The sequence below is a fragment of the Stenotrophomonas sp. YJH_SMC_6 genome, from assembly GCF_059371335.1.
Genome location: NZ_JCAFUM010000015.1, coordinates 82547 through 104651, shown reverse-complemented (window position 1 = coordinate 104651; position 22105 = coordinate 82547). Strand labels below are relative to the sequence as shown.

General features: G+C 68.0%; 16 protein-coding genes. 8 read left to right on the top strand and 8 right to left on the bottom strand.

Annotated elements, in window-relative coordinates; all coding sequences use genetic code 11:
• Window positions 1-23: 23 nt before the first annotated feature.
• The 6 genes from AC5P9N_RS17520 to AC5P9N_RS17495 all read right to left on the bottom strand — a co-directional run bounded on the left by AC5P9N_RS17520 (window position 24) and on the right by AC5P9N_RS17495 (window position 8915).
• Window positions 24-560, bottom strand: a complete 537-nt coding sequence (locus AC5P9N_RS17520; RefSeq protein ID WP_005414256.1) for a hypothetical protein — start codon at window positions 558-560, stop codon at window positions 24-26.
• Window positions 557-2992 (bottom strand): penicillin-binding protein 1B, encoded by a 2436-nt coding sequence (mrcB, locus tag AC5P9N_RS17515; protein WP_024958764.1) that lies wholly within the window; start codon window positions 2990-2992, stop codon window positions 557-559. Before mrcB ends, AC5P9N_RS17520 begins: the two co-directional genes overlap by 4 nt.
• 84 nt (window positions 2993-3076) lie before the next feature.
• Complete coding sequence (locus AC5P9N_RS17510; RefSeq protein WP_209536382.1) at window positions 3077-4129, bottom strand: glycosyltransferase family 2 protein; 1053 nt, start codon at window positions 4127-4129, stop codon at window positions 3077-3079.
• A gap of 73 nt (window positions 4130-4202) precedes the next feature.
• The gene (locus AC5P9N_RS17505; protein ID WP_043035703.1) at window positions 4203-5093 is read right to left on the bottom strand and encodes an SDR family oxidoreductase; all 891 of its coding nucleotides are present in this window, start codon (window positions 5091-5093) and stop codon (window positions 4203-4205) included.
• 63 nt (window positions 5094-5156) lie between these two features.
• Window positions 5157-6728, bottom strand: a complete 1572-nt coding sequence (locus AC5P9N_RS17500) for a hypothetical protein (RefSeq protein WP_099484100.1) — start codon at window positions 6726-6728, stop codon at window positions 5157-5159.
• A 30-nt stretch (window positions 6729-6758) separates the two neighbouring features.
• A complete protein-coding gene (locus tag AC5P9N_RS17495; RefSeq protein WP_032965949.1) occupies window positions 6759-8915 on the bottom strand; it encodes a bifunctional (p)ppGpp synthetase/guanosine-3',5'-bis(diphosphate) 3'-pyrophosphohydrolase in 2157 nt (718 codons plus the stop codon).
• Window positions 8916-9045: 130 nt separating this feature from the next.
• On the opposite strand from AC5P9N_RS17495, the gene AC5P9N_RS17490 reads away from it, so the two are divergent.
• A complete protein-coding gene (locus tag AC5P9N_RS17490) occupies window positions 9046-9582 on the top strand; it encodes a hypothetical protein (protein ID WP_005410728.1) in 537 nt (178 codons plus the stop codon).
• 73 nt (window positions 9583-9655) lie between these two features.
• Here the strand turns inward: AC5P9N_RS17490 and hrpA are convergent, their stop codons facing one another.
• Window positions 9656-13741 carry an ATP-dependent RNA helicase HrpA gene (hrpA, locus tag AC5P9N_RS17485; RefSeq protein WP_043035706.1) on the bottom strand — a complete coding sequence of 1362 codons (4086 nt, stop codon included), beginning with the start codon at window positions 13739-13741 and terminating at the stop codon, window positions 9656-9658.
• Between the two features lie 86 nt (window positions 13742-13827).
• Here hrpA and AC5P9N_RS17480 point away from each other — a divergent pair, with 86 nt between their 5' ends.
• The 6 genes from AC5P9N_RS17480 to AC5P9N_RS17455 all read left to right on the top strand — a co-directional run bounded on the left by AC5P9N_RS17480 (window position 13828) and on the right by AC5P9N_RS17455 (window position 20778).
• Window positions 13828-14376, top strand: a complete 549-nt coding sequence (locus AC5P9N_RS17480; RefSeq protein ID WP_005410730.1) for a Dps family protein — start codon at window positions 13828-13830, stop codon at window positions 14374-14376.
• Window positions 14377-14937: 561 nt separating this feature from the next.
• Window positions 14938-16743: a DNA helicase RecQ gene (gene recQ, locus AC5P9N_RS17475; protein WP_043035090.1), complete on the top strand. Its 1806-nt coding sequence runs from the start codon at window positions 14938-14940 to the stop codon at window positions 16741-16743.
• A gap of 154 nt (window positions 16744-16897) precedes the next feature.
• The gene (locus AC5P9N_RS17470) at window positions 16898-17278 is read left to right on the top strand and encodes a CopL family metal-binding regulatory protein (protein ID WP_099484102.1); all 381 of its coding nucleotides are present in this window, start codon (window positions 16898-16900) and stop codon (window positions 17276-17278) included.
• A gap of 75 nt (window positions 17279-17353) precedes the next feature.
• A complete protein-coding gene (locus AC5P9N_RS17465; protein WP_099484103.1) occupies window positions 17354-19162 on the top strand; it encodes a copper resistance system multicopper oxidase in 1809 nt (602 codons plus the stop codon).
• Window positions 19159-20184 (top strand): copper resistance protein B, encoded by a 1026-nt coding sequence (locus tag AC5P9N_RS17460; protein WP_043035096.1) that lies wholly within the window; start codon window positions 19159-19161, stop codon window positions 20182-20184. The genes AC5P9N_RS17465 and AC5P9N_RS17460 overlap by 4 nt, the downstream gene beginning before the upstream one ends.
• Window positions 20185-20265: 81 nt before the next feature.
• Window positions 20266-20778, top strand: a complete 513-nt coding sequence (locus tag AC5P9N_RS17455) for a GNAT family N-acetyltransferase (RefSeq protein ID WP_043035097.1) — start codon at window positions 20266-20268, stop codon at window positions 20776-20778.
• A 73-nt stretch (window positions 20779-20851) separates the two neighbouring features.
• Here AC5P9N_RS17455 and AC5P9N_RS17450 read toward each other — a convergent pair whose 3' ends face one another.
• The gene (locus tag AC5P9N_RS17450) at window positions 20852-21160 is read right to left on the bottom strand and encodes a TFIIB-type zinc ribbon-containing protein (RefSeq protein WP_043035098.1); all 309 of its coding nucleotides are present in this window, start codon (window positions 21158-21160) and stop codon (window positions 20852-20854) included.
• Window positions 21161-21309: 149 nt separating this feature from the next.
• On the opposite strand from AC5P9N_RS17450, the gene AC5P9N_RS17445 reads away from it, so the two are divergent.
• A complete protein-coding gene (locus AC5P9N_RS17445; RefSeq protein ID WP_099484104.1) occupies window positions 21310-22077 on the top strand; it encodes a CPBP family glutamic-type intramembrane protease in 768 nt (255 codons plus the stop codon).
• The last annotated feature ends 28 nt before the right edge of the window (window positions 22078-22105 follow it).

The window sequence follows — 22105 nt, the reverse complement described above, 5'->3', positions numbered from 1 at the left end:
GGGCTGCGCCGTTGGCTGGAAACTCAGTACCGCTTGATCCCCGGCACCGTGCAGCCCTCAATCTGCGCATGCGCCGACACCGCATTCTCCTTCTCGCCCCGCGCCAGGCGCGACTGCTCGATCGTCGCCCAATGCCGGCGGCACAGCGGCCCTGTCTTCGAGCCCAGGTCGACCGCCTTGCGCGCGAACGCCTCCGCCTGCGCCCACTGCCCCTGCAGCAGCGCCAGCTCGGCGCGCTCCTGCAGCACCGCCGGGTCACCAGCGACGATCTCCAGCGCATGGTCCAGGCTGCTGGCGGCACCGGCCAGATCGTTGGCCTGGCGTTGTGCCTGCGCGGTCACCCGCAGATCTTCCACCTGCGAGTCACGCAACGGCTGCACCGACAGCTCCTTGTCATCCGGGCCAGCGGCTGCGTCAACTGCGGCCAGGCGCTGCGCCGGCGTGGTGGTATCGACCGGCTTGACCACCGGCGGTGCACTGCTCACGCAGGCGGCCAGGGCCAGGCTGAGGCCGGTCAGGGCCAGGGGCTGCAGCAGGGATCGCATGTTCATCGGCATCATCGGCTCGGGGGAGGAGTGGCGGCGGGCGTCGCGGCAGGTTCGGCAGGCGCTTCCGGCTTGCGGTCCAGGCCGAACCAGCTGCGCCAGCCACCACCCTCGCCTTCGGCCTCGCCCTGCCCGTCCGGCGACACCGCCGGTGCACAGGGCGCATAGGCCGGCGCATAGCCGACCACGAACGGGAAGCGGCGCGCTCCCGGGCAGCCTTCGTCGGTCGTGTTGAGGCCGCTGGCGGCCACCGACTGCCAGTCCAGGCCCTTGTTGCTGACCCGCAGCGGCGCACTGGGAAGACGCTGGAAGATACCCGACCAGACCCGCATCGCGCCGGTAGCACCGTACAGGCCAGCCTGCTCGTTCTGGTCGTTGCCGATCCAGATCACCGCCAGGTGATCCCCGGTGTAACCGGCATACCAGCTGTCACGACCATCGTTGGTGGTACCGGTCTTGCCGGCCGGCTGCAGGCGGCTGAGGCCATCGGCGTTGAGCCGCTGCGCGGTGCCGCTGGCAACCACCTGCTGCAGGCCGACACTGATCAGGTTGGCGGCAATCGAATCGCCTTCCTGGGCCGGTGCCGGGGTCTTGTCGTAACGCTTGAGCAGCTTGCCCTGCGGATCGAGCACGCCACGCACCGCATGCAATGGCTGGATTTCGCCACCGGACGCGAGGAACTGGTACAGCTGTGCCATCGCGTATGGGCTCTGGTCGGTCGAACCGAGGATCACCGCCGGATTCGCTTCGGCCTTGATGCCAGCCAGCACGTGGATCAGCTGGGTCACACGCTCGGGGCCGACCTGCATGCCCACGCGCACCGTGGCCTGGTTGTAGGAATGCGCCAGCGCGTCGATCAGGCGCACGGTGCCGTGGCTGCGGTTGTCCGCGTTGCCCGGGCTCCAGTTGCGGCCACGGCCGAGCTGCACCGTCACCGGCGAATCGTCGACCCAGCTGGCCAGCGAGTAGCGGTCCGGCTGCGCCAGCGCCAGCAGGTACACGAACGGCTTCAACAGCGAGCCGACCGGGCGCTGTGCTTCGATCGCTCGATTGAACCCAACCTCGGACACCTCACGGCTGCCGATCACCGCCAGCACGTCACCGTTGTGCACGTCGGTCAGCACCATGCCGGCCTGCAGTTCGGGACGGCGCTTGCTTTCCAGCGACTTGATGGTGCGGGTCACCGCGCCTTCGGCATAGGCCTGCGCAGACGGCGACATGCCGGTCATCACGCTCAGGCCGGCGCCCTGCAGCGCCGATTCCGGATAGTCATGGCCGAGCTGGCGACGGACCAGGTCCACATAGGCCGGGAAGCGGTTGGCCGCCACCAGGCCCGGCGTTTTGGGCACGCCCAGCGGCGCCTTCAACGCACGCTGGTACTCGGCATCGTCGATCAGCGTCGCCTCATGCAGCTTGCCCAGCACGAAATTACGGCGATCCAGCGCGCGTTCCGGGTTGCGCCGCGGATCGTAGTAGGACGGGCCCTTGACCAGGCCGATCAGCAGCGCGATCTGCTCGGTTTCCAGCGATTGCAGGTCACGGCCGAACCAGAACTCGGCGCCGGAAGACATGCCGTGGATGGCCTGGCTGCCGCGCTGCCCCAGGTACACCTGGTTGAGATAGGCCTCGAAGATGGTGCGCTTGTCGTAGCGCGCCTCCATGATCAGCGCGTACAGCACTTCGTTGAATTTGCGGGTGACCGTCTGTTCCTTGCCGATCCCGAGCAGGCCGCTGCGGGCCAGCTGCTGGGTCAGCGTGGACGCCCCCTGGCGACTCTGGCCACCGGAACGGACCGTCACCCACACCGCGCGCGCGATGCCGGACAGATCGATGCCGTGGTGACGGTTGAAGTCCTTGTCCTCCACCGCCTGCAGGCCGGTTACCAGCAGGTCCGGCGCCTCGTCCATGCGGATCAGGCGGCGTTCTTCCTGCTTCTGCCCGTACAGGGTGGCAATACGTGCCGGGTCCAGGCGCGCAGCCTTAAGCGCCTTGCGGTTGTCGGCATCACGCAGCGACGCAACCGCACCGTCTGCCAGCGACAGTTCCAGCCGACGCGGTGCGACGCGGCCATCCACATCGTTGTAGCCACGGCTGGAAATGACAAAGCGCCCGCCGTTCACCGCATAGGTCGCCGGCTCCTTGCCCTGCCCGTCATCGCGGTAGGCGGATGCGGCGAGTTCGGTCTTCAGGGTCGCCGCGTCCATCGCCTTGCCGGGTGTGAGCACCAGCGGCCGCGCATATACCCGGGTCGGGATCTGCCAGCGCAGTTCACCGAAGCGCTGGGTCACCTGTTGGTTCAGGTACAGCGTATAAGGGATCAGGAAGCCCAATCCCAACGCGACCGCAGCCATGCTCCAGGTGATCAGGCGACGCCGCCACAGCGGGCTGTCGTCCTGCTGGTCGTCGTCGAAATCGTCGATGTCGTCGGAATCGTAGCGTCGGGGCACGGGCATGCAGGCAGGTAGGGTCTGGCGAGTCTAACGCAGGCGCCGCGGTGGCTGGCAGGCGATGGCCCGCGGTTTCACTGCAGTTCAAGCAGCGCGCGGCGCCCGCCACCCGGCCCACGCACCCGCAAGCGCTGCCCAGCCCCCTTTCCAGCCGCCCCCCGCCAGGCAGACGTTGGCCAGGCGTGCGATCAACCGCGGCGCATCATGGGCGATCCAGCCTGCCGGCACATCCACGCGGCGATACAGCTGCAGTCGCGACCAGGCCATGCGCCAGGCGAGCGCGTGAAGTCCCTGGAAGCGCTCCGGCGCCACCACCACGCCGCGCTGCCCCAGCAGATCGGCCAGGGCCAGCAGGCGCCCGGCCGTGCGCTGGCGCGCCTGTGAATCGAACAGATCGAGATGGCGCAGGCGTTGCAGGAAACCGCGGCGACTGGCACCGATCTGGTTGTTGCCATGCTGCCGGTAGTCGATGGTCGGTTCGGCCAGCATGTCCAATCCTCCACGCAGCGATGCGTGGACCGCCAGCCATTCGTCGTGGCTCCAGCCCGGCGGGACCGGCAGCGATCCGGCCAGCAGCCCGCGGCGCAGCGCGCAGGTGGCACCGGTGATGAAGTTGCGCAGCAGGATCGCGTCGATCGCAAGGCCCGAGCGTTCCAGCTCGACCTCGGCCGGATGGACCACCAGTACCTCCAGCAGCCGCTGGCCAAGCGGCGCACCCTGCGCGTCCACCAGCCATGCGTCGCTGTGCAGCAGCAACAGGGCCGGGTCTGCCTGGAAGCGTTGAACATAGCGGCGGACACGCCCCGCATGCCAGACATCATCCTGGTCGCACAGGAACAGGATGTCGGCCTGGCAACGCATCAGTGCATCGGCGAAATTGCGCACATAGCCGAGATTGCGCGCGTGCTGGACGATCTCGACACGGATGCTCAGCGCCTGTGCACGCGGCACGAAGGCCTGCAGCAGCTGCAGCGTCTGGTCGCTGGAACCGTCATCGCCGATCATGACTTCGTTCACCGGAAGATCCTGGTCGAGGATGCTGTCCAGCTGCGCCTGCAGGTAGCACGCACCGTTGTAGGTGCACAGCGCGACGCCAATGCGCTCGGCAGGGGCCGATCGGGATGGCGCGTCAGGCATCGAACGTACTCGCGGAAACAAGGGCCAGGGGATGGTAGCAGAGCCCCCCCAAGAGGATGGATATGGTGGCTGGCTAGCCGTTGCCGGGATACGCAGCGATCCGCTGCACGGCCAGGGCCGCGCTCATCGGTCGCCACGTGTCCGCGTCGGGCTGGAACGGCCGCGGATGTACATCCAGCAGCGCCTGCAGTGGGCCATTGTCCGCAATCAGATCCTGCTGCAGGCGTGACACCGGACCACGCGCCCGCGGCAGCACCGCGGCCAGGCCCCGCAGTGCCGCGCCCGGCAACGGCAGCGCCAATGTCGGCTGTGCCAGACTGGCGTGCACGCGGCGGAACATCGCGTGATAGGGCAGGCGCTCGCCACCGCCGATTTCCAGCACCCGTGCCGACGCTGCACCGGTGGCGATGCAGGCCACCACGGCGCGGGCGATATCGTCGGCATGCACCGGTTGGCGCAGGCCTCCCACCAGCGGAATCGGAAACAGGCGCAGACGCAGCGCACGCTGCACGATCGGGGTGATGCTGCGGTCGATGCCGGCCCCATAGATCAGGGTCGGCCGCAGGATCGTCCAGCCCATGCCAAGACGCTCGGCCTGCGCGATCAGGCCCGCTTCGCCCCGCTGCAGCATCGCCACGACGTCCTGCTCGTCGGCCTGCTCGGAATTCTGCTTGCTCAGCACGCTCATCGAACTGGTGGCGATGACCTGCCGCGCGGGGGCCGCCGTCTGCCGCGACAACCACTGCGCCAATGCTTCAAGGGGGCCGAAGCTGGCAATCGCCTGCCAGTCCGGAGACGGCACGCTGTCCAGCGCAGCCGCCAGGTCCCCGCACAGCCACTGCACGCCGTCCTGTGCCGGTTGCGGTTGCCGGCTCACCGCCTGTACCCGCCCATGCGCCTGCACCAGGCGCGGCAGCAGGAACCGGCCGATCTGGCTGGTGGCTCCGGAAACAAGGACGGTCATCGGCACTCCGTGGGGATGTTGCGAGGGGTGGCTACTATAGCGGTCCCTCCGGCAGCGGCGGGCTCAGGGCGACGACACCCCGATGTCGCGCAGGCGCTGCCGCAACTGCTGGTACTCGCTGCTGGAAGGGCCGACGCCAAGCTCGCCCGCCTGCTGGAGCGCACGTTCGGCAAAGGCGACATCTCCGTTGCCCAATCGTTCGCTGCCAATCGCAATCCAACGCTGCGCGAGGCGCTGGCGGGCCGCAGGCAGGCCGCCAGCGGTGGGAGACAACGTCTGCCAGGCCTGCAGGCAGGCACCTGCAGCCTGCACCCGGTTCTGCCGGAGATTGTCGTCGAAACAACGGCGACTGGCAGGCAGCAGGCGCGCGGCCGCGGCCTTCACACGTGAATCGCGCGGTGCCAGCGCCTGTGCTTCGCGAAGGGCATCGAATGCGCTGTGCCCCGGCGGGCTGATCCATTGGCCTGCGCGCTCGGCGCGTTCTATCCGGCGCAGGTGATCGCGCAGCTCGCGTTCACGCTGCGCGTTGCTCACTGCGGGCTGCTGCAGTGCCTCCCGGGCCTGCCGTGCACGCTGCAGGCGCTGCACCAGTTGCTGTCGTGCCGCCTGCGAAGCGCCCAGTGCTTCGGCCAGCACGGCATCACGCTGCGCCGCCTCGAACTGGAAATCGTCGGCCTGGATCTGGCTTCGCGCCAGCACCGCCTGCAGCACCTGCTCGCGGCCCCGCTGGGCAGTGGGATCGTCCGGCGCCACCGCCAGCACGGCCAGGAACCCCTTTGCGGCACGTTCCAGCTGCTGTCGCTGAAGTGCGCGCTGTGCCTGCCGCAAGCGCTCGTCGACCGCCCGTGCCAGGGCCTCCTGGCTGGCGGGAAGATCGGCGTGGCCTGCATCGAACAGGCGCGCGCGCTGCAACGTCGCAGCGGCTTCAGCCAGTTCCCCGCGTCCGGCCAGGGCGCGCGCGTGCTGCAGCAGATCGCTCAGTGCATCCTCGCGCCCTTCCAGAGCGGGCAGGTTGTCCGGCTGCAGTGCCAGGATGCGCTGGAACAGCGGCAACGCACTGCTGTCGCCATCGTCCAGCCGGCCGGCCGCGAACGCATTGCGGGCCTGGGCCAGCAACGCGCCGATACCGGCGCCGGCGCTACGCCGCGCCTGCAGTTGACGGGCCACGGCGTCGGCGTCGCCCTGCGGCACCTGCAGCTCGCGGGCCAGCGCCAGTGACTGCGCGCTGCCCTCCAGATCGTCGCCCTGCAGCTTGTCGCGGGCCTGCTGCAGTGCTGCCGCGGCGGTTCGCGCAAGGCCCTGGCGCGCCTGCGGCCGATCGCCATCCAGTGCCAGCACCGCCTGGTAGCGCTCCCGCGCACCACTGCCGTCGGCCGCACTCAGCCGGCCGGCGGCGAGCGCGCGATCGCCTTCGACCAGCAGCTGTTCGATCTGCGGCTCGTCCCAGAACCAGTCGGCCAGCGGCTTGCGCAGCAGCACCAGCAGCACGAACACCGCCAGCGCCGCGACCAGCGCCCATCGCCAGACCCGCCGCGCATGACGTGCCTGCAGCCACCACCAGCGGCCTTCGCGGCGGACGCGATCCAGCGCAGGGTGTTCAGCGCCATGCGGGCGATGCGGGGGCTCGCGTTCCATGCGTGCAGGGTAGCCGGGGCGGCGTGAAGCTCAGCCGAGGCGACGCGCCTCGCTCACGCCCGGCAGCGCGTCCAGCTTGCCCAGCAGGTTCGACAACTGGTCGTAGTCGCTGACCTTCAGCCTCAGGCGCAGATGGGCACGGCCACTGTTGCGCACGTTGTCACTGTGGATGTCGAGCACGTAGGCGTCTTCCTGGGCGATCAGGTTGGTGATGTCCTTCAGCAGCCAGCGGCGGTCGACCGCATCGACCACCACGTCCACCTCGTAGCCGCCCCCGGCCTGGCCCCATTCCACCGGCAGGATGCGCTGCGGGCTGGTGGCCGCCAGCCGGGCCAGCGCGGCACAGTCTGCCCGGTGCACGGTGACACCGCGGCTACGGGTGAGGTAGCCGACGATCGGTTCGCCGGCCACCGGCTGGCAGCAGCGCGCCAGCTGCACCAGCAGATTGCCCACGCCCTGCACCGTGAACTTGGACTTGCCCAGGTTCTCGCGGCGGGCGGTCGGGCGCGGAAGCGCCGGCGCAGGGGCCGGCTGGCTGGCCGCGCGCTCTGCCTCCAGCAGCGTACGGCTGACCTGGTTCGGGCCGGTGTCGCCCAGCGCCACCTGGATGTAGAGGTCGTCAACGCTGTCGGCATGGAACTTCTTCGCCGCCACCGCCAGATCCGAATGCTGCAGCCCCAGGCGCTTCAGCTCGCGCTCGAGCAGTTCGCGCCCGGCCTGCACGTTGCGCGCGCGGTCCAGCTTGTGGAACCAGCTGCGCACCTTTTCGCGCGAGCGGTTGCTGGCCAGGAAGCCCAGCGCGGGCATCAGCCAGTCGCGGCGGGGGTCGGCCTCCTTGCCGGTGAGGATCTCGACACGGTCGCCGCTGCGCAGGCGATAGGTCAGCGGCACGATGCGGCCATTGACCTTGGCGCCACGGCAGCGGTGGCCCACCATCGTATGTACCTGGTAGGCGAAATCGAGCGGCGTGGCCCCCTGGGGCAGGTCCAGCACCTCGTCCTTCGGGCTGAGCGCATAGACCCGGTCCTCGGTCAGCTCGGCGTCGAGTGCCCCGGCCAGTTCATTGCCCTGCCCGTCCTGCGCCTGCTCCAGCAGCTGGCGCATCCAGGTGATCTTGCGATCGAACGACTTTTCCGCGCCCTTGCCGCCTTCCTTGTACTTCCAGTGCGCGGCCACGCCCAGCTCGGCCTGGGAATGCATCTCGTGGGTGCGGATCTGCACTTCGATCGTGCGCCCTTCCGGGCCGACCACGGCGGTGTGCAGCGAACGGTAGTCGTTGGCCTTCGGGCGTGCGATGTAATCGTCGAACTCGCTCGGCACCGGGGCCCACAGCGCATGCACCACACCCAGCGCGGCGTAGCAGGCGGCGACGTCGTCGACCATCACCCGCACCGCGCGGATGTCGTACAGCTGGTCGAACGCCAGCCGCTTCTTCTGCATCTTCCGCCAGATGCTGTAGATGTGCTTGGGGCGGCCACTCACTTCGGCATGGATGCCCTGTGCGGCCAGCTCGCGCGACAGCTGCTTCTTCACGTTCTGCACGTAGCGCTCGCGCGCCACGCGGGTTTCGTCCACTTCGCGCGCGATGCGGCGGTAGGTTTCCGGCTCCAGGTGGCGGAACGCCAGGTCCTCCAGCTCCCACTTCAGCTGCCAGATGCCCAACCGGTTGGCCAGCGGCGCATGGATGTCGCGGGTCAGCTGCGCCAGCGCCCGGCGCTGCTCGTCGTCCAGCTTGTCGGCAGCGCGCATTCTCGCCAGCTGCCGGGCCAGCAGGATCGGCACCACGCGCAGGTCGCGGATGATCGCCAGCAGCAGGCGGCGCAGGCCCTCGCTGTTGCGCCCGGCCTCGCGGCCAGCATGCAGCGCCCAGACCGGATCGGCGGCGTCCTGGCCGTCGAGCAGGCCGATCACCGCCGCCTTGTGGTTGCCCAGCGGCAGCTGGTCCAGGCTGGCGCGCAGGCCGGGCAGGTCGAACAACAGCGCGGCAACCACCGCGCCTTCGTCGGCCGAGAGCATCGACAGTGCATCGAGGGTATCTCCCAGCACCGACCAGCTGGCGCGCATCTGGTGGTCGCACTCCGGTGCTTCCCAGTGTTCGCGCAGGGCCTGGCGCAGCGGAGCGGGCAGCACCGCGGCGGAGGGACGGTTCAACAAGGCATCCAGGCCGGGGACAGAAGCGCGGTTCACAGCATCGAGCAGGCAAGACAGAGGTTCCTACACTAGCGCCGGCGCCGTTCAGGGACAATCACCGCAGCCACCATCACCCGGCATGAAGACATGCCGCTACACTCGCCGGCAAACCCAGGAGAGTTCCGCCATGCCCTCGATCGCCCCACGTTTCCGTCCACGGCTGCTGGCCTGCGCCGCACTGCTGCTGTCCCTGTCGGCGCCTGCGCTGGCCCAGCGCGTGGTGGACGGTGACCTGCAGCAGCAGATGTCGCCGACCGAATTCAAGGCGGCCGGCCTGGACAAGCTGAGCGCGCAGGAACTGGCCACGCTCAACCGCTGGCTGCAGGGCAAGGTTGAAGCGGCGACGACCCAGGCTGTGGCAGCGGTACGCGAAGAAGCCCGCGAACAGGGCCGCCAGGAAGTGATCGTGAAGAACCGCGGGTTCTTCGATTTCGGCAGCAGCGAGCCGATCACCGGCGTGCTGCAGGGCGAGTTCCGTGGCTTCGGCAAGGGCCGCGTCTACGTGCTGGACAACGGCCAGGAATGGGAGCAGACCGACAGCACCAGCGTGGTCGGCGTGCGCAAGCAATCGCCCAAGGTCAGCATCAAGCCCGGCGTGATGGGCGTGTGGTACATGAAGGTGGAAGGCGTGAACAGCCAGCCCAAGGTGCGCCGCTCCAAGTAGTGGATCCACGCCACGCGTGGATGACATTCCACCGTACCCCGCCGGTCATCGTCCGGCGGGGTCGGGTCGCGGGTTACGAGGCCTGGCGCAGTGCCGTCACCCGCTGCGCCAGCTTCTTCGCCGAAATGCCGGTACGTGCCCCCAGCTCCTGCGCGAACAGTGACACCCGCAGCTCTTCCAGATCCCAGCGCAGCGCCTGCCATTGCGGGCGATCGCGCAGGCCCTGCTGCTCTGCCGTTTCCAGCGCTTCCAGGAACGGATGCAGTTCCAGCATGCGTGCCTGGTCACGTGGCGGATCACGCTTGGCGCGTTCGGTGCGCAGGATCATGGCCTTCAGGTAGCGCGGATACTGCGCCAGCGCGTCGGCCGGCGTATCGCGCAGGAAACCGGGGTGGATCAGCCCGGACAGCTGCGCTTCCATGTCGTCCAGGTTGCCGCGCGCCCAACCCATCAACGGTGCTTCCAGCATCGGCTTCAGTTCCGCCACCAGCGCCAGGATGGTTTCGGCCAGTTTCAGCCGCGACATGGCCTCGCCGAACAGGGCCTTGGCCGCATGCTCACGGCGCTGTTCGAAGGCCGCCGCATCGCGGATGTCTTCCAGGCCCTCCGCCAACACAGCGTTCATCGCCGCATCCACCAGGTCACCACGCAGGCGCTCCTGCGACTCGATCGCCGCATACAACAGGCCGGTCTTGGCGCCCACCGGCAGCTGCTTGCGCGCCTGCTTGACCTTCTCGGCCAGGGCGATCTCCAGCAGCCGGCGCACGCCCAGCGGGTGAGCCTCCTGTGCCTGCTGCCGATCGGCGAAGATGCGCAGCGCCACGCTGTCACCCTCGTCCAGCAATGCCGGATAGGCCGGAACGCCGGCTTCACCGGGCACCTGCAACGGTATCGGCGTGGCCGGGAACGTGCGCAGGCCATCGGCCGCCATCTCGCGGCCAGCGCGTGCAGCGAAGGCATCGCCGGCACGACCGCCGAATTTCGCGCGCAGTGCGTCCAGATCACGCGAAGTGGCCAGCACCTTGCCCTGCTCGTCGCGCAGCCGCAGGTTCATGTGCAGGTGCGGCTCGATCGAACCGGGCTCGAAATCGAGCGCGGTCACGGTGGCACCGGTTGCACGTGACAGGAAACGCGCCAGTTCGCCGGTGATGGCATCGGCGCTGGGCTGCGGAAACGCCTCATAGAACGCGCGGCCGAAGTCCGGCGCCGGCACGTAGTTGCGACGCATTGCCTTGGGCAGGCTGCGGATCAGTGCCGAGGCCTTGTCGGCGACGAAGCCCGGCGCCAGCCAGCCCAGCTGCACCGGGTCCAATGCATTGAGCAGGTGCAGCGGCACGTCCAGGGTCACGCCGTCATCGTCGGCACCCGGCTCGAAGCGGTAGTGCAGCGGCAACCGCGCCTGGCCCAGCGCCAGGTATTTCGGGTAGCGCTCCTGCTCACTGCCCTCGCCGGGCAGCAAGTCTGCGAGCGACCAATGCAGCGCCTTGCGCTGTTCCGGTGCCAGTCCCTTCCACCAGGTATCCAGCCCCGCCGCCGAATGGATCTGCGGCGGTACCCGGTCCAGGTACCAGCGCGCCTGCCAGTCCTCGTCGGCAACAATGCCGGCGCGGCGCAGCTTGGCTTCCTCCTCGCGGGCGACCTCCAGCACTTTCTGGTTGTCGGCCACGAAACTGGCGCGGGTGTTGATCTCGCCGGTCACCAATGCCTGGCGCACGAAGATGTCATGTGCCTCGCTCGGCTCGATGCGGCCGTAATGCACCGGCTTCTTCGGCGCCAGCACCAGGCCGAACAGGCTGATCTGCTCGGAGGCCAGCACCTGTCCCTGCGCGCGCGACCAGTGCGGATCGAAGTGCTTGCGCAGCAGCAAGTGCGGCAGCTCGGCAATCACCCAGTCCGGTTCGATCGCGGCCAGGGTCATGCCCCACACCTTCTGCGTATCCAGCAGATTGGCCACCAGCAGCCACGGCGGCGGCCGCTTGGACAGCGCCGAACCCGGGAACGGCAGGAAGCGGCGCTGGCGTGGCGCCTGGAAATCGCCCTTCTCGGTGCGGTGGCCGATCTGCGTCGGCAGGCCCGCCACCAGCGCCCGGTGCAGGGTCTGGTAGGCAGCGGCGCGCACGCGTTCGCTGAAACCGCCGCCAACCGGCGCCTGTTCCTTCTGCGCGCGCACGGCCACCGGCGCCGGTGCAGTCTCCGCCTTGCCTTCGCGGGCCAGGCGCGCGGCGCGGTGCAGCTGGCCCCGGGTGGCTTTCACCGCCGCCGCGTCATCACGCGCCGGGGCCGGCGCACTGCTGCCGGCCAGCAACGGCGCCATCGACGCCTCGCTGGCCTCCTCCTTCCAGCCCAGTTCCTCGCACAGCAGCCGCAGCTGGCGATGCAGCTCGCGCCACTCGCGCATGCGCAGGAAGCCGAGGAAATGACGTCCGCACCAGTCGCGCAGCTTGGACTGGGTCAGGTCTTCATGGGCCTGCCGGTAGGCATCCCACAGGCGCAGCACGCCAACGAACTCGGAGCGGCCATCGGCGAACTGCGCGTGCGCGCTGTCGGCCGCACCACGCGCTTCGGGTGGGCGTTCGCGCGGGTCCTGGATGCCCAGGAACGAGGCGATCACCAGCATCGGCCGCAGGCAGCCTGCGGCCTGCGCGGCCACCAGCATGCGCGCAAGCTTCACGTCCACCGGCAGGCGTGCCATCTGCTTGCCGATGGTAGTCATGCGCCGCTCGGCGTCGATCGCGCCCAGTTCGGTCAGTTGCTGCCAGCCATCGGCCACCGCACGCTCGTCCGGCGCCTCAAGGAACGGGAATTCCTCGATGCGGCCCAGGCCCAGCTGCAGCATGCGCAGGATCACCCCGGCCAGGCTGGAGCGGCGGATTTCCGGATCGGTGAATTCGGGCCGCGCCTGGAAATCGGCTTCGGCGTACAGGCGGTAACAGATACCTTCGGCGATACGTCCGCAGCGACCTTTGCGCTGGTTGGCGCTGGCCTGCGAGATCGGCTCGATGTGCAGGCGGTCCAGCTTGTTGCGCGGACTGTAGCGCTTGACGCGGGCGAAGCCCGGATCGACCACGTAACGGATGCGCGGCACCGTCAGCGAGGTTTCCGCCACGTTGGTGGCCAGCACGATGCGCCGGTTCGGCCCGGGGTTGAACACCCGGTCCTGGTCCTGGTTGGACAGGCGGGCGTACAGCGGCAGCACCTCGGTATTACGGTACTTGCGCCGCTCCAGCGACTGGTGCGCATCGCGGATCTCGCGCTCGCCCGGCAGGAAGATCAGTACGTCGCCGCGCGCATCCAGGCGGGTGATCTCGTCAATGGCCGACACGATGGCGTCGTTGACGGTGCGTTCGCCCTGGTCTTCGCCCTCGCCTTCCAGCGCGCGGTAGCGCACTTCCACCGGATAGGTACGGCCTTCGACGCTGATCACCGGCGCATTGTCGAAATGCTGGGCGAAGCGTTCGGTGTCGATGGTGGCCGAGGTGACGATCAGCTTCAGGTCCGGCCGCTTGCGCAGCAGCTGCTTCAGGTAGCCCAGCAGGAAATCGATGTTGAGGCTGCGTTCGTGCGCCTCGTCGACGATGATCGTGTCGTAGTTCGACAGCCAGCGGTCACTGGCGATCTCCGCCAGCAGAATGCCGTCGGTCATGAACTTGATGCGGCTGTCTTCGCTGACCTTGTCATTGAAGCGCACCTGGTAGCCGACCAGCTGGCCCAGTTCACTCTGCAGTTCCTGTGCGACACGGCTGGCCACCGCACGTGCGGCAATCCGTCGCGGCTGGGTGCAGCCGATCATGCCGGCCTGGCCACGGCCGGCGGCCAGGCACAGTTTCGGCAGCTGGGTGGTCTTGCCCGAGCCGGTTTCACCGGCGATCACCACCACCTGATGTTCGCGGATCAGCCCGATGATGGCGTCGGCTTCACGCGCAATCGGCAGCTGCGGGTCCAGAGTAATGGACGGCTGCTGTTGCGCCCGCACCTGCCGGCGCTGCACCGACGCCTGCAAGGCCTGCTCGAAGGTGGCGGCCAGTGCCGCATCCTGTGGCTTGGCCTGGCAGCGCGAGAGCATCCCCAGCAAACGGCCCCGGTCGCGGCTCATGGCGCCGTCGATGGCGGCACGCTGTTGGCGCAGGCGGGGCGATGGATTTTTATCGATAGAGTTCATCAATCGGTTCGTTCAAAACTTTGAAAGCGACCAGTCATCACGACCGGTTTATTGTGAAGGCCAACGATTCCACAAGGAGGAACCCCATGGCGAAGACCAAGAGCACGACCAAGGCCAAGACCGGCAAGCAGAAGCTTGCTGCGGCGGCACCGTCGGCACCGAACATCGATATCGGGATCACCCAGGGCGACCGCAAGAAGATCGCCGACGGTCTGTCGCGCTTCCAGGCCGATGCGTTCACGCTCTACCTGAAGACGCACAACTTCCACTGGAACGTGACCGGGTCGATGTTCAACTCGCTGCACACCATGTTCGAGACGCAGTACACCGAGCAGTGGGCGGCACTGGACGACGTGGCCGAGCGCATCCGCGCGCTGGGCTTCAATGCCCCGGGCTCCTACCGGGAATTCGCTGCGCTGACCTCGATCGCCGAGGAACCGGGCCTGACCGACAGTGCGGACTGGCGTGAAATGGTACGCCAGTTGGTGGTCGCCAACGAAGCGGTCTGCCGTACGGCACGTGAAGTGCTGGAGGTGGCGGCCAAGGGGGACGACGCCCCGACCGAGGATCTGATGACCCAGCGGCTGCAGACCCACGAGAAGTACGCCTGGATGCTGCGTTCCCTGCTGCAGTAAGGGTTGGGGGCGGCAGGGCTTGCAGCCCTGCACCCGCCGAAGCCTTCAAGCCAGAGCCAGAGCAAAAGCCAGTTTCCTGAAGGTTGGCGGGGTGGGTCCGGTTGAGGGGGACGCCGTAAACCCGTCCATGGGGGCTTGGTCGCGGCATCCATGCCGCTCACACCCCCTCAACCGGACCCACCCCGCCTTCGACAGATTTTCGCGATCTGCCAGGGCATTGCTTGGGGTCAGATCCGTTTTCCGCAGGAAAACGGATCTGACCCCATTTTGTTTGTCGATATCTGACAGATTTCATCCACGCATGGCGTGGATGGATCCACCGTCACCGGGAAACTGTCGGGGGTGGGGCGGTGTGGGCTTGCAGGACCGTTGGCGCCATGGATGGCGCCATCGAGCCCCCAAGGACGGGTTTACGGCGTGTCCTGCAAGCCCACACCGCCCCGCCCAGCCGGAAGACACCCCAGAGCCGGCTGTCGCCTTTGACGTTGCTCTGGCTTGAAGGCTTCGGCAGGTGCAGGGCGCAGCCCTGCCGAGACACCCCCGCCGGGGTAAACTAGCCGGATGGCTTCCCGTCCCGCGCACGACCTGCTCCAACGCGTCTTTGGTTACGACGATTTCCGTGGTCCGCAGCAGGACATCGTGGAGCATGTGGCTGCCGGTCGTGATGCCCTGGTACTGATGCCCACCGGCGGTGGCAAGTCGCTGTGCTACCAGGTCCCGGCCCTGCTGCGTGACGGATGTGGCATCGTCATCTCGCCGCTGATCGCGCTGATGCAGGACCAGGTCGAAGCCCTGCGCCAGCTCGGCGTGCGTGCCGAATACCTGAATTCAACCCTGGATGCCGAGACCGCCGGCCGCGTCGAGCGCGAACTGCTCGCGGGTGAGCTGGACATGCTCTATGTCGCTCCCGAGCGGCTGCTGACCGGCCGCTTCCTGTCGCTGTTGTCGCGCAGCCAGATCGCCCTGTTCGCCATCGACGAAGCCCACTGCGTGTCGCAGTGGGGCCACGACTTCCGCCCGGAATACCGCCAGCTGACCGTACTGCACGAGCGCTGGCCGCAGATTCCGCGGATCGCGCTCACCGCCACCGCCGACCCGCCGACCCAGCGCGAGATCGCCGAGCGCCTGGATCTGCAGGAAGCACGCCACTTCGTCAGCTCCTTCGACCGCCCCAACATCCGCTACACCGTGGTGCAGAAGGACAACGCGCGCAAGCAGCTGACCGATTTCCTGCGCGGCCACCGTGGCGAGGCCGGCATCGTCTACTGCATGTCGCGGCGCAAGGTCGAGGAGACCGCTGAATTCCTCTGCGGCCAGGGCTTCAACGCCCTGCCCTACCACGCCGGCCTGCCGCCGGAAGTGCGCGCGAACAACCAGCGCCGCTTCCTGCGCGAGGACGGCATCGTCATGTGCGCCACCATCGCCTTCGGCATGGGCATCGACAAGCCGGACGTGCGCTTTGTCGCGCATACCGACCTGCCCAAGTCGATGGAAGGCTACTACCAGGAAACCGGCCGCGCTGGTCGTGATGGCGAAGCTGCCGAGGCCTGGCTGTGCTACGGCCTGGGCGACGTGGTACTGCTCAAGCAGATGATCGAACAATCCGAGGCCGGCGAAGAACGCAAGCAGCTGGAGCGGGGCAAGCTCGATCACCTGCTGGGCTACTGCGAATCCATGCAGTGCCGCCGCCAGGTGCTGCTGGCCGGTTTCGGCGAGACCTATCCCCAGCCGTGCGGCAACTGCGACAACTGCCTGACGCCGCCGGCCTCGTGGGACGCGACCATTCCGGCGCAGAAGGCGCTGAGCTGTGTCTACCGCACTGGCCAGCGCTTCGGCGTCGGCCACCTGATCGACGTCCTGCGTGGCAGCGAGAACGAGAAGGTGAAGCAGCAGGGCCACGACAAGCTCAGCACCTACGCCATCGGCCGCGATCTGGATGCGCGCACCTGGCGCAGCGTGTTCCGCCAGCTGGTCGCCGCCAGCCTGCTGGAAGTAGACAGCGAGGGCCACGGTGGCCTGCGCCTGACCGATGCCAGCCGTGACGTACTGACCGGCCGCCGCCAGATCAGCATGCGCCGCGACCCGGCCAGCAGCACCAGCGGACGCGAACGCAGTGCGCAGCGCACCGGCTTGTCGGTACTGCCGCAGGACCTGGCACTGTTCAACGCCCTGCGCGGCCTGCGTGCCGAACTGGCGCGCGAACAGAACGTGCCGGCCTTCGTGATCTTCCACGACAGCACCCTGCGCAACATCGCCGAGCAGCGCCCGACCAGCCTGGATGAACTGGCCCGGGTCGGCGGCATCGGCGGCACCAAGCTGAGCCGCTACGGCCCGCGCCTGGTCGAGATCGTGCGCGAAGAAGGCTGACGCCGGGCTCCCTGTAGCACCGAGCCCACGCTCGGCTCCCGTGGCCGCAGAAGCAGCCGAGCGCGGGTTCGGCTCTACATTGGTGCAGGTCCAACCTTGAACCGGCCATTCAGCCGGAAGTGCATCCACGGCCGCTTGCGGCTAGATTAGCGCCATGTCCCTCGCCTCGACCCTGCTCCGTGTCGTGCTCATGCTCAGCCTGCTGCTCAACGGGCTGAACGCGGCCATGGCCAGCGGTCACGAGGAAATGGGCCGGATGGCCCACGCGGCAGCCGCCCTTGAAGGCGGCAATGCCGACTGCCACCACCACGCCGCCATGCACGCCGATCAGGCCCCGCAGGCCAAGGCCCCCGCCCACGACGCCCACTGCCAGATCAAGGAATGCGTGCGCAGCTGCGCCCAGCACCCGCTGCTGGTGGTGCAGGCGTTGCCGTTCATGGCCGGCCCGGCGTTGTCGCTGGCCCCGCAGCCGATGCCGGCCACCGGCCGTCCGGCGCCGCCGCTGCCACCGATCTCCCGCCCTCCCATCGGCTGATTCCACACGCACCGTGCGCCCTGCGCACCGTAGCCGGCCGCCTGCCGGCGTCTTTCCGTGTCTGGAGTCTCCACCATGAATACCCGCAATCCCCCCGGTCCGGGCGCTGTGCCCATGCCGTCGCGCCGCCTGTTCGTGCAGGGCCTGGCCGCCGGTGGCGTGGTCGCCGGCATCGCCGCTGTCGGCGTGCCGCAGCGCGCGCTCGCCGCCGCCACTGCCGCCCCACGGCTGGCCGGTGCCCCCGCCGTGCTCAGCGATACCCGCATCGAACTGGCCATCGGCGAATCGCTGGCCAATTTCACCGGCCGCACCCGCCCGGCGATCACCGTCAACGGCTCGTTGCCGGCCCCGATCCTGCGCTGGCGCGAAGGCCAGACCGTGGACCTGTTCGTGCGCAACACGCTGGAACGCCACCCGACCTCCATCCACTGGCACGGCATCCTGCTGCCGGCCAACATGGACGGCGTGCCGGGCCTGAGCTTCAACGGCATCGGCCCCGGCGAGACCTACCACTACCACTTCCAGCTGAAGCAGTCGGGCACCTACTGGTACCACAGCCACTCGATGTTCCAGGAACAGGCCGGCCTGTACGGCGCGCTGATCATCGACCCGGCCGAACCGGCGCCGTACCACCACGACCGCGAGCACGTGATCATGCTGTCCGACTGGACCGACATGGATCCGGGCGCACTGTTCCGGCGCATGAAGAAGCTGGCCGAGCACGACAACTACTACAAGCGCACCCTGCCCGACTTCCTGCGCGACGCGAAACGCGACGGTTGGTCCGCGGCGTTGTCCGACCGTGGCATGTGGGGCCGGATGCGGATGACGCCCACCGATATCTCCGATATCAACGCGCATACCTACACCTACCTGATGAACGGCACCGCCCCGGCCGGCAACTGGACCGGCCTGTTCCGCAGTGGCGAAAAGGTGCTGCTGCGCTTCATCAACGGCGGGTCGATGACCTACTTCGACGTGCGCATCCCCGGTTTGAAGATGACCGTGGTGGCCGCTGACGGCCAGTACATCCACCCGGTCAGCATCGACGAATTCCGCATCGCTCCCGCCGAAACCTACGACGTGCTGGTCGAACCCACCGGCCAGGATGCGTTCACCATTTTCTGCCAGGACATGGGTCGCACCGGCTACGCCGCCGGCACGCTGGCGGTACGCCACGGGCTGCAGGCACCGATTCCCGGGCGCGACCCACGCCCGTTGCTGACGATGAGCGACATGGGGCACGACATGGGCAGTAGTGGCCATGGTGGCCACGACATGGCCGCGATGAAGGGCACGGAAGGTAGCTGCGGCGCCAGCATGGGCCACGGTGCGCACGGCGGCGGTGCCGCCAGCAAGGTACCGAAGCATCCGGCCAGCGAGCGCAACAACCCGCTGGTGGACATGCAGAGTTCGGCCACCGAGCCGAAGCTGGACGACCCCGGCATCGGCCTGCGCGACAACGGCCGCCAGGTGCTGACCTACGGCGCGATGCGCAGCCTGTTCGAAGACCCGGATGGCCGCGAGCCGAGCCGCGAGATCGAGCTGCACCTGACCGGCCACATGGAGAAGTTCTCCTGGTCGTTCGATGGCGTCCCGTTCGCCAGCGCCGAGCCGCTGCGGCTGAACTACGGCGAGCGCATGCGCATCGTGCTGGTCAACGACACCATGATGCAGCACCCGATCCACCTGCACGGCGTGTGGAGCGATCTGGAAAACGCGCAAGGTGAGTTCCAGGTCCGCAAGCACACCATCGACATGCCGCCGGGCACCCGCCGCAGCTATCGCGTGCGCGCCGATGCACTCGGCCGCTGGGCCTACCACTGCCATCTGCTGTACCACATGGAAGCAGGCATGATGCGCGAAGTGAGGATCGAAGAATGAGCCGCTCACTGCTTTCCCCCAGCCTGCTGGCCCTGGGCCTCGCCGCCGCGTTGCCGGTGTTCGCGCAGTCGCACGCCGGCCATGACATGGGCGCGATGAACGCGCCTGCGAAGAGCGCGAAGACCCCGGCCGAACCGGTCGATCATTCAAAGATGGATCATTCGGAGATGGACATGGGTGCGGCGGATCACGCCGGCATGGACCACTCCACGATGGACCACTCGAAGATGGACCATGGCGCGATGCAGCCAGCGGCGATGGACCATTCGCAGATGGACCACGGGGCGATGGGCCACGGCACGCCTGCACCCACCGAACCGCGCGAACCGATCCCGGTCCCGACCGATGCCGACCGCGCCGCGGCCTTCCCGCCGATCGCGCATGGCGCGATGGAACACGCGCCGGAGATCAACAGCCTGCTGCTGATCGACCGGCTTGAGCATTGGGATGGCAAGAGCAGCAACGGCCAGGCATGGGAAGCCACCGGCTGGGTCGGCGGCAACATCAACCGCCTGTGGCTGCGCACCGATGGCGAACGCAGCCGCGGCCGCACCGAATCGTCGTCACTGGAAGCACTGTATGGCCGCAGCGTGTCGCCGTGGTGGGATGTGCTGGTCGGCGTGCGCCAGGACTTCCGCCCGTCCGACTCGCGGACATGGGCGGCCATCGGCATCCAGGGTCTGGCGCCGTACAAGTTCGAAAGCTCGGCCACGCTGTACATGGGCTCCGGCGGCCAGGTGCTGGCCAAGGCCGAGGTCGAGTACGACGTGCTGCTGACCAACCGATTGATCCTGCAGCCGCTGCTGGAAGCTACCGTTGCGGCCAAGGACGAGCAGGAGTACGGCATCGGCCGTGGCCTGAACAAGGTAGAGGCCGGCCTGCGCCTGCGCTACGAGTTCAGCCGTCGCTTCGCGCCCTACATCGGCATCAGTCACGAACGCAGTTTTGGCGACACCGCCGACTATGCCGGTGACCACGCGCGCGACACGCGCTGGGTGGCCGGCGTGCGCATGTGGTTCTGAGCAGCGGATCGTGAGCAATGGCCAGCCCCGGCAGCCGCCGGGGCCGGCTACACTTCGCCACGTTCCAATGCAGGCACCGCCATGTCGTTGCAGATCCGCCGCGCCACCCTTGCCGATGTCGATGCGCTGTCGGCGATCGCCATCGCCACGTACAACGAAACCTGGGGCGACTCCTATCCGCCGCAGGAGCTGCACGATTTCCTGCAGGCGCACTACAGCAGCGAACCGCAGCGCATCGAACTGTCCGACCCACGCAGTGCCATCTGGCTGTTGCTGGACGGTGACGCCGTGGTCGGCTACCTGGCCGCGGGTGCCAACACCTTGCCGCACACGGATGCATGCGAGGGTGACATCGAACTGAAGCGGTTCTACATCCTGGCCGCACACCAGAACGGCGGACATGGTGCACGCATGATGGACGCGTTCATGGCGTGGCTGGACCAGCCGCAGCGCCGCACCCTGTGGGTGGGCGTGTGGGAAGAGAATTTCGGCGCGCAGCGCTTCTACGCGCGCTATGGCTGCAGCAAGGTTGGCGAGTACGACTTCATCGTCGGTGACACGCACGACCGCGAGTTCATCCTGCGGCGGCCGTGATCACGCGCCCCATGTAGAGTGAAGCTTGCTCGACTGTTAGCGCCAAAAGTCGAGCATGGCTCGACGCTACAAACTAGAAATCGAACAACTCCGACAGGAAGCTGTCCTTCTTCTTTTTCCTGTAGCCGTGTCCCCGGTTGTCCTCGTAGCGCTGGCCGAGGTGGCGGGTATCACGGTGCATCACCGGTGGCGGCGCGGACGTCGGCTGAGCCTGCACGGGCGCTGGCGGAGGTACTGCAGCACCGGCGCCCGCACGTTCGATGATCTTGTCCAGCTCGCCACGATCCAGCCACACACCGCGGCAACTCGGGCAATAATCAATCTCGATGCCATGGCGTTCGGCCATCTGCAGCGTCTGGGTCTTGCACACGGGGCACAGCATCGGCATTGCTCCTGTCGGTCTGGTTTCGACTGTACCTGCACCGCGATGACTGTGCGGCAACGCATGACCGATGGCACAGGGACTTCCGGCGTGTGCCCACATGCGTACCGCGGGGCACACTGCGCCCTTGTTCCGCAGGGAATGCGTACATGACCGTGTTGTCCCGCCTGCCCACCACCGCACGCCTGTTGCTGGTGCTGCTGGGCGTCGGCCTTGGCCTGAACCTGCGCGATATCGCCGCGGCCATCGGCACACCGATTCCCGCACTGCCCTTCCCCTATGGCGGCAGCCTGTTGGACAACGCGCTGGCGGTACTGGCGGCACTGCTGCTGGCCGCGCTGCTGCGGCCCCGTGACATGGGCCTGATGGCCAGCCTGGGGCTGCGCGGCAACGGCTGGAGCGGCCCCATGTGGGTGCTGCTGGCCAGCCTGCCGTGCTGGCTGGGCCTGGCGCTGCTCGGAACACCGAACAGGGCACTGAATGCACTGGATGCCGCCATGCTGGCGGTGCTGTTCCCGCTGGCCGAGGAAGTGCTCTTCCGCGGCCTGGGCTTCGTGCTGCTGGTGAAGATCGTGCGCGGCCCCTGGCCATGGCTTGCACTGCCGCAGGCGCTGTTGTTCGGCATGGTGCACTGGCTCGGCTTCGGCGGGTTCGACGGCGGCGGCATCGCGCTGTTCGTCGGCGCGGTGATCGCCGTGGGCGGCTTCATCTTCGCCTGGCTCGACCACCTTGACGGCAACACGCTCTGGTGCGGCCTGGTCCTGCATGTTTCGATGAACCTGGCCTGGAATGTGTTCAGCCTCGATGACGCCCTCGCATTGGGCTGGCAGGCCACCAGCCTGCGCATCGGCACCGCCCTGCTCGCGGTCGCGGTGCTGGCCTGGCACGTGCGGCTCCGGCGCCAGAGAGGCCTGTAACGCCCGCTTAGCTTGCCGTGCACGTCGG

What these genes read in the sequence shown, in the direction of transcription:
- AC5P9N_RS17500 (WP_099484100.1), bottom strand. Translation starts at nt 6,728, where the DNA reads ATGGAACGCGAGCCCCCGCATCGCCCGCATGGCGCTGAACACCCTGCG.
- hrpA (WP_043035706.1), bottom strand. Translation starts at nt 13,741, where the DNA reads ATGAACTCTATCGATAAAAATCCATCGCCCCGCCTGCGCCAACAGCGT.
- AC5P9N_RS17520 (WP_005414256.1), bottom strand. Translation starts at nt 560, where the DNA reads ATGATGCCGATGAACATGCGATCCCTGCTGCAGCCCCTGGCCCTGACC.
- AC5P9N_RS17490 (WP_005410728.1), top strand. Translation starts at nt 9,046, where the DNA reads ATGCCCTCGATCGCCCCACGTTTCCGTCCACGGCTGCTGGCCTGCGCC.
- AC5P9N_RS17450 (WP_043035098.1), bottom strand. Translation starts at nt 21,160, where the DNA reads ATGCTGTGCCCCGTGTGCAAGACCCAGACGCTGCAGATGGCCGAACGC.
- AC5P9N_RS17480 (WP_005410730.1), top strand. Translation starts at nt 13,828, where the DNA reads ATGGCGAAGACCAAGAGCACGACCAAGGCCAAGACCGGCAAGCAGAAG.
- AC5P9N_RS17510 (WP_209536382.1), bottom strand. Translation starts at nt 4,129, where the DNA reads ATGCCTGACGCGCCATCCCGATCGGCCCCTGCCGAGCGCATTGGCGTC.
- AC5P9N_RS17445 (WP_099484104.1), top strand. Translation starts at nt 21,310, where the DNA reads ATGACCGTGTTGTCCCGCCTGCCCACCACCGCACGCCTGTTGCTGGTG.
- AC5P9N_RS17465 (WP_099484103.1), top strand. Translation starts at nt 17,354, where the DNA reads ATGAATACCCGCAATCCCCCCGGTCCGGGCGCTGTGCCCATGCCGTCG.
- AC5P9N_RS17455 (WP_043035097.1), top strand. Translation starts at nt 20,266, where the DNA reads ATGTCGTTGCAGATCCGCCGCGCCACCCTTGCCGATGTCGATGCGCTG.
- recQ (WP_043035090.1), top strand. Translation starts at nt 14,938, where the DNA reads ATGGCTTCCCGTCCCGCGCACGACCTGCTCCAACGCGTCTTTGGTTAC.
- AC5P9N_RS17460 (WP_043035096.1), top strand. Translation starts at nt 19,159, where the DNA reads ATGAGCCGCTCACTGCTTTCCCCCAGCCTGCTGGCCCTGGGCCTCGCC.
- AC5P9N_RS17505 (WP_043035703.1), bottom strand. Translation starts at nt 5,093, where the DNA reads ATGACCGTCCTTGTTTCCGGAGCCACCAGCCAGATCGGCCGGTTCCTG.
- AC5P9N_RS17470 (WP_099484102.1), top strand. Translation starts at nt 16,898, where the DNA reads ATGTCCCTCGCCTCGACCCTGCTCCGTGTCGTGCTCATGCTCAGCCTG.